At 68.4% G+C, this 6,128-nt stretch carries 8 protein-coding genes, 1 tRNA gene and 1 pseudogene; 8 read left to right on the top strand and 2 right to left on the bottom strand.

Going from position 1 to position 6,128, the window contains the following annotated elements; all coding sequences use genetic code 11:
* The 7 genes and pseudogenes from EHS43_RS48295 to EHS43_RS34620 form a co-directional block, all read left to right on the top strand.
* Positions 1-158 (top strand): annotated as a pseudogene (locus EHS43_RS48295) (SpdA protein); the annotation flags it as partial.
* Between the two features lie 223 nt (positions 159-381).
* Positions 382-573: a mobile element transfer protein gene (locus EHS43_RS34595; RefSeq protein ID WP_125194599.1), complete on the top strand. Its 192-nt coding sequence runs from the start codon at positions 382-384 to the stop codon at positions 571-573.
* Positions 574-583: 10 nt separating this feature from the next.
* Positions 584-778, top strand: a complete 195-nt coding sequence (locus tag EHS43_RS34600; RefSeq protein ID WP_037680541.1) for a hypothetical protein — start codon at positions 584-586, stop codon at positions 776-778.
* 13 nt (positions 779-791) lie between these two features.
* Positions 792-1,043 carry a SpdD protein gene (locus EHS43_RS34605; RefSeq protein ID WP_125194600.1) on the top strand — a complete coding sequence of 84 codons (252 nt, stop codon included), beginning with the start codon at positions 792-794 and terminating at the stop codon, positions 1,041-1,043.
* Between the two features lie 130 nt (positions 1,044-1,173).
* A complete protein-coding gene (locus tag EHS43_RS34610) occupies positions 1,174-2,496 on the top strand; it encodes a replication initiator (RefSeq protein ID WP_125194601.1) in 1,323 nt (440 codons plus the stop codon).
* Positions 2,472-2,666, top strand: coding sequence for an AlpA family transcriptional regulator (locus EHS43_RS34615; protein WP_125194602.1), 195 nt, complete (start codon positions 2,472-2,474; stop codon positions 2,664-2,666). The genes EHS43_RS34610 and EHS43_RS34615 overlap by 25 nt, the downstream gene beginning before the upstream one ends.
* Positions 2,663-4,036: a tyrosine-type recombinase/integrase gene (locus tag EHS43_RS34620; RefSeq protein ID WP_125194603.1), complete on the top strand. Its 1,374-nt coding sequence runs from the start codon at positions 2,663-2,665 to the stop codon at positions 4,034-4,036. The genes EHS43_RS34615 and EHS43_RS34620 overlap by 4 nt, the downstream gene beginning before the upstream one ends.
* 62 nt (positions 4,037-4,098) lie before the next feature.
* Here EHS43_RS34620 and EHS43_RS34625 read toward each other — a convergent pair whose 3' ends face one another.
* Together EHS43_RS34625 and EHS43_RS34630 are read right to left on the bottom strand one after the other, a co-directional pair.
* Positions 4,099-4,731: a hypothetical protein gene (locus tag EHS43_RS34625; protein WP_125194604.1), complete on the bottom strand. Its 633-nt coding sequence runs from the start codon at positions 4,729-4,731 to the stop codon at positions 4,099-4,101.
* A gap of 300 nt (positions 4,732-5,031) precedes the next feature.
* Positions 5,032-5,103 (bottom strand) — tRNA-Arg (locus EHS43_RS34630).
* Between the two features lie 115 nt (positions 5,104-5,218).
* Between EHS43_RS34630 and EHS43_RS34635 the strand changes: the two genes are divergently transcribed.
* A complete protein-coding gene (locus EHS43_RS34635) occupies positions 5,219-5,803 on the top strand; it encodes a response regulator (protein ID WP_125194605.1) in 585 nt (194 codons plus the stop codon).
* The last annotated feature ends 325 nt before the right edge of the window (positions 5,804-6,128 follow it).

Here is a 6,128-nt window from a genome sequence, read left to right on the forward strand (position 1 = left end):
CCGCTGCTCCCGTCCCACCTGCCCTCGTCGCCCTCGCCCGCAAGGTCGCAGACGACCACCGGACCCGGACCGGAACGGACATCGACACCCCCACCCTTCGCAGCCGCCTCGGCGTTCCGCTCACGCTCGCCGAAGCCATCGCCGCACAACTCACCTGATCTCGGAGGCTTTTCCACCTTGCGCCCGTCCACGCTCCGCACGCTCAACCGCGCCGCCGAGCTGACCCGTCAGAACCGCCTCACCGAAGCAATGCTCATCGCCGAACCCGTGATCCTCACCGCCGACGAGTACGAGGGCGGAGATCCGGCGCTGGCTGCTCGACAACGTCGCCGACTTCACCGGCGAGAACCAGAACCACGACGAACCGAAGGAGCTGCCCTGATGCCCGCCAACCGCCGCTTCCGCCGAGTCGTCCGCATCGGACCCGTCCAGGTTGGCACCGCCTATGACGGCCGCGGTCACGAGAAGCACACCGCCGTCTGCACCGCACCGCGCTGCGGCTTCTCCAACGACTTCGACACCCGCGCCGCCGCCGAACTCGCCGCCCGCACCCATCGCTGCCGCGTCCGCTGAGGAGACCTCTGTGACCGTCTCGCTCCCGCTCGTCTTCGTCCTGGGCGTCATCGCCTGGGCCGCGATCAAGTTCCTCGGCGTGCGCATGTGGGTCGCCGTCGTGATCGCCCTCTTCGGCTTCTGGCTCTCCCACACCTTCCTCGCCCCCGCCATCGAGTCCGGCACCCGCTCCGGGGTCGGCGTCGTCAACGGCGACAACCGCTGAAAGGAGCTCCGCCATGTTCCGTCCCAAGCTGCCCGACGTCCCCACTCCGCCGCCGACCCTCATCCCGCAGCAGCACCACCAGCACAACCCGGCTCCCACCGCCGCCGACCGCTCGCTCAGCCCTTCCGCGGGCCCGGTCGCCGCCGTCCTCGTCGGCGGAGTCGTCCTCACCGCGCTCCTGGCGGCCGTCGCTGTCACGGCCATCTCCGTGGCCATCGCCGCCGTGGTCCTGCGCTCGCTCCTCAACAACGCCAACAGGCGCTGACCGGCCGCCGGGGCGGCAAACGCCGCCAAGCATCCCGCCGCCCCGGGGCCGTCCCTCCCAACCGCAGAAACAGCCGAAAGGAACCCCCATCATCACCCGGCAGACTCCGCCCCCGCTGGCGGAACTCTCCATGCTGGCCTCCCTCGGCACCATGCCCGAGCTGGCCCGCCAACTCTCCGGCCTGGGCGGCTGCACCCATCCCGTCCGTCTCGACGGCCAGCGCACCGAGTACGCCGTCGACACATCAACCGGCGAGATCGGCCGCACCCTGCACCACCTCGACTCGACCGCCCTCCCGGCCGGCCAACTCCTCGTCCGCTGCAACAACCGTCGCGCGACCCGCTGCCCGGCCTGCGCCGAGACCTACCGCCGCGACACGTACCACCTGATCACCGCAGGACTGCGCGGCGGCAAAGGCACCTCGGACCAGGTCGCCACTCACCCGCGCGTCTTCGCCACCTTCACCGCCCCCGGCTTCGGCCCGGTCCACAACCGCCGCACCGATGGACGTCCCTGCCGCTGCGGCGCCCGCCACGACGACAACGACACCACGGTAGGCACGCCCCTCGATCCAGACCGGTACGACTACGAAGCGGCCGTCCTCTGGAACGCCCACGCCGGGCACCTCTGGCGGCGCTTCTCCATCTACCTCCGCCGGGAGATCGCCAAGCGCGCTGGCCTCACCCAACGCACCTTCCGCCACCATGCCCGCGTCTCCTTCGCCAAGGTCGCTGAGTATCAGAAGCGCGGAGCCGTGCACTTCCACGCGGTCATCCGCATCGACGGCCCGGAAGGCGGCGACACCCCACCGCCTGCCTGGGCGACGGCAGAGCTCCTGACGGACGCCATCCGAGCCGCGACCACCGCCGCCCGCGTCGACGGCCCGACTGTCGATGGACGCCCACACACCTTCGCCTTCGGTCGCCAACTCGACGTCCGCACGATCCGATCCGCCGACTTCGACGACGGCCAAGAGTTGACTGAACGAGCCGTCGCCTCGTACATCGCGAAGTACGCAACCAAAGGTGCCGAGACGGCGACCGGCACCCTCGACCGCCCCCTCAAGCTCCTGGCCGAACTCGCCCAAGCACGCATCTCCGACCATGCCCGACGCATGATCCGCGTCGCCTGGACCCTCGGCGCCCGCCCCGAGCTCGCCGAGCTCCGCCTACGCGCCTGGGCACACATGCTCGGCTTCCGCGGCCACTTCTCCACCAAGTCCCGCCGCTACTCCACCACTCTCGGCGCGCTCCGCACTGCCCGCGCCGACTGGCGACGCGCACAGGTCGCCGCGGTGGTCGAGACAGAGCCGACGGAAACGACCCTCGTTCTCTCGCACTGGATCTTCGCCGGAACCGGCCTCTCCCGCGCCGAAGCCTGGCTGTCCGCATCCCTCGAACCGGCCCCCGGAACGGAAGGAGAACCGACATGGACGCCCGTCGGGACGAGCTGATGACCGTTCGCCAGGTTTTGGACGAGCTGGGCGGCGTCTCTCGCCGCACCTTCTACCGCTGGCGGGAGCTGGGGTGCGGGCCGGCCGCGTTCAAGCTGCCCAACGGAGAGCTCCGTGTGTGGCGAAGCGACTTCACCACATGGCTTCGACAGCTGGAGACAGCGGCGTGAAGTCCCTTGACGTGAAGGTCTGGGCGGTTCGCAAGCGGGACACAAAAACGCCCTCGTACGGTGTCCGCTGGTCCGTTGCCGGCAACGTGCTCTCGGAGTCATTTCGCACAAAGGCGCTCGCCGACCACTACCGCACGAAGCTCATGCGAGCGATGCGTGACGGTGAAGAGTTCGACACCGAGTCGGGCCTCCCGGCCTCGATGGAAGAGAAGAAGTCGGCCGTGTCCTGGTACGCCTTCGCCCTCAGATACCTCGCCATGAAATGGCCCCATGCCGCCCCCAATACGAGGGACGGCATCAATGAGTCCCTCACCAGCGTGACACTGGAGCTCCTCGACGATCGTGCCGGACGGCCATCCGATGAGATCATCCGCAAAGCTCTACGCAACTGGGCCTTCGTCTTGCCGGGGCCCGACGATCGGGAAATCCCGGACGACGTACGGAACATCCTCCACTGGGTGTCCAAGGCTTCCCGACCGCTCGCCGACCTTGCTGATCCAGCCACGGCCCGCGCGGTCCTCGACTCGCTGAAGCTCAAGCTCGACGGCACGGCGGCAGCGGCAGAAACTGTGCGGCGCAAGCGTCGGACCCTCGTCAACGCCGCGAATTATGCCGTCGACCTGGGGGAGCTGCGCGAGAACCCCATTACGGCTGTCCGCTGGCAGAAACCGAAGGTGTCCAACCAGATTGACCCGCGGGTCGTCGCCAACCCGGAGCAGGCTCGCAACCTCCTGGCGGCTGTCTCCTATGTGGGCGGATACCGGCGTGCCCGCGGCCGTCGTCTCGTGGGTCTGTTCGCCGCGATGTACTTCGGTGGTCTCCGGCCGGCTGAAGCGGTCGGCCTCGCCGAGACGGACCTGGTCCTCCCGGAGCAGGGCTGGGGCTCGGCGCTGCTCCATCGGACCCGCCCATCGGTCGGCAAGCAGTGGACCGACTCGGGGGAGACCCACGACGACCGCGGGCTGAAGAACCGGCCGTCCGAGGACGTCCGGCGGGTGCCCATTCCGCCCCATCTCGTCGCCATGTTCCGCGAGCACCTGGCCACCTTCGGCACGGCGGATGACGGGCGGCTCTTCTTCAGCGAGAAGGGCTCGGTCGTCCCGTCCTCGACGTACTACCGCGTGTGGCAGGAAGCTCGTCTGCTCGCGCTGCCGCCGGCCGCCGCGGCCTCACCGCTCGCAAATCGGCCGTACGACCTTCGGCACTCGGCACTGTCGACATGGCTCAACGCAGGCGTCGATCCGACCGAGGTCGCCGAGCGTGCTGGCAACAGCGTTGAGGTCCTATTGACCCGCTACGCGAAGTGTCTCGACGGGCGCCAAGATGTCGCCAACCGGCGTATCGAGGATCTGCTTCGCGAGTACGAATGACGGCATACGACATTTCGGAGGCCCCTGGCGTGATGCCAGGGGCTTCTCGTTTGCCTGGCGGGTCAGACGGGCCGCATGGTCTGCGCTTGCTCAGACGCGAGCAGGCGCTCAAGGGTCCTCCGCTCACTGTTGAGCGCAGCAAGCATTTGCGAGCGAGCCTGCTCGAAGTCGGGCTGAACCTCGACGCCGAGGTCATGGCGCAGGGCGACCTGCAGGAGGTACACACCATCGGACAGTGGACCGCTGAACCAAGCTCCAGCGCGAACGTAGGCCCCGACTGGGTCGGGGCTGGTCGGCAGCTGCTTCACGACGGTGTACCCGGCTCCGAGCGCCCGGTTGAGGGACGAGGCGATCTCATGGACGTCTTTAGGTAGAGCCATCTGTGCCACGGAGTAGTTCTCCGCCCAAGCGTCCTTGGCGGCTTCGAGGACTGCTGGCTCGACGGTCTCACCGCGCTCCGCCGCTCGGACCGCGTCCCGGGCCGCGACGCGATAGGCACGGGCCGTGGTGTTGAGGCGGGCGTAGAGATCTCGCCTGGCTTCCTGTGCCCGGTCTTGGCGGTCCTCGGCCCGTTCACGGTCGGCCCGCTGGTTCTGCTCGCGGGTGACGCGCTGGCTGAGCAGCGCCCCGCCCAGAGTCCCGGTCAACGTCCCTCCGACACCGATGAGCGCGACGGCTAGCGTGGTCACGTCCACGAGATCCCCCAACTCGTCCGTACGAGGCCTGCGGACAGCGCATGGCGGCGTGACTCGCTCATCGAGGCATGGCTCTCCACCCGAGCAGCCGTCCAACATCGGCACGACGATAACGGGGGACTGCGGCTGTTGGGCGGCGATGGGTCTGGTCACCTGCGGGAATGCCCCAAGATCCCGTCCACGCCTCGTCCACACACCTCGACATAGAGCCGCTTCGGGCCGCATACGCCTGCACATACGCGAAGACCCCGGCCTCAGCGTTTCCGCTGGTGACGGGGTCTTTGGGCACCGTATGAAGGGTGCCCCCGGCAGGATTCGAACCTGCGCACACGGCTCCGGAGGCCGTTGCTCTATCCCCTGAGCTACGGGGGCGTGTCGGCGTTGAGCTGGTGGCTCGTGGCGACGGGTAGAACACTACCAGCTCCCTCGGGGTGATCAGGAACGGGTTTCGTCCGTGCTTCCAGCCCGTCACCCCCACAGGGTGGAAGTGGGGAAAACCCGGACGCGGTGGCCGGTCCGCACCTACTCTCGAGTTGTGCCAGGCGCGTCGGGCCGGGTGCTTGTTGTGGACGACAACAAGGTCATCCGGCAGCTGATCAGGGTCAATCTCGAGCTGGAGGGTCTCGAGGTCGTGACCGCGGCCGATGGTGTCGAGTGTCTGGATGTCGTTCATCAGGTGCGTCCCGACATCGTGACCCTCGATGTGGTCATGCCCCGGCTGGACGGACTGCGGACCGCCGCACAGCTGCGTTCCGATCCCAGGACCGCTCATCTTCCCCTCGCCATCGTCAGTGCCTGTACGCAGCACGAGGTCGACAGCGGTCTCGACGTCGGCGTCGACGCCTTCCTCGCCAAGCCCTTCGAGCCCGCCGAACTCGTGCGTCTTGTACGGCAGTTGATCGAGGAGAGCCGAGAGAGTCGAGAGGGCGGAAAGGGCATACAGGGGCTGGGTTCGCCGGCGGGAGACAGTCCACTCGTCGGGGGCGTTCTCGGGAGCGGAGACGGAGAGGGCCGGGGCGGAGGCTGCAGCGGCAGCGCAGGAACCGAGCGGGCCGGTCGCGCCCCCGCCTGAACACCCGCCGTCGCTCTCGCAACACCACCGCGTGCATGACGCCGTCGCTTCCGCAACACCACCGCGTGCATGACGCCGTCGCTCCCGCAACACGACCGCATGCATGACGCCGTCGCTCCCGCAACACGACCGCATGCATGACGCCATCGCTTCCGCAACACGACCGCATGCATGACGCCATCGCTTCCGCAACACCACCGCGTGCACGACGCCATCGCTTCCGCAACACCACCGCGTGCACGACGCCATCGCTTCCGCAACACCACCGCGTGCACGACGCCGTCGCTTCCGCCACCACATCGCCCGTCCGTGACGCCCACCCCAC

It is taken from the genome of Streptomyces sp. RP5T (assembly GCF_003933965.1).
In the GTDB taxonomy this organism is placed as follows: Bacteria; Actinomycetota; Actinomycetes; order Streptomycetales; family Streptomycetaceae; genus Streptomyces.

Bases quoted from the DNA above. Each gene is read 5' to 3' on its own strand.
- EHS43_RS34605 (WP_125194600.1), top strand. From the start codon at position 792: ATGTTCCGTCCCAAGCTGCCCGACGTCCCCACTCCGCCGCCGACCCTC.
- EHS43_RS34615 (WP_125194602.1), top strand. From the start codon at position 2,472: ATGGACGCCCGTCGGGACGAGCTGATGACCGTTCGCCAGGTTTTGGAC.
- EHS43_RS34595 (WP_125194599.1), top strand. From the start codon at position 382: ATGCCCGCCAACCGCCGCTTCCGCCGAGTCGTCCGCATCGGACCCGTC.
- EHS43_RS34610 (WP_125194601.1), top strand. From the start codon at position 1,174: ATGCTGGCCTCCCTCGGCACCATGCCCGAGCTGGCCCGCCAACTCTCC.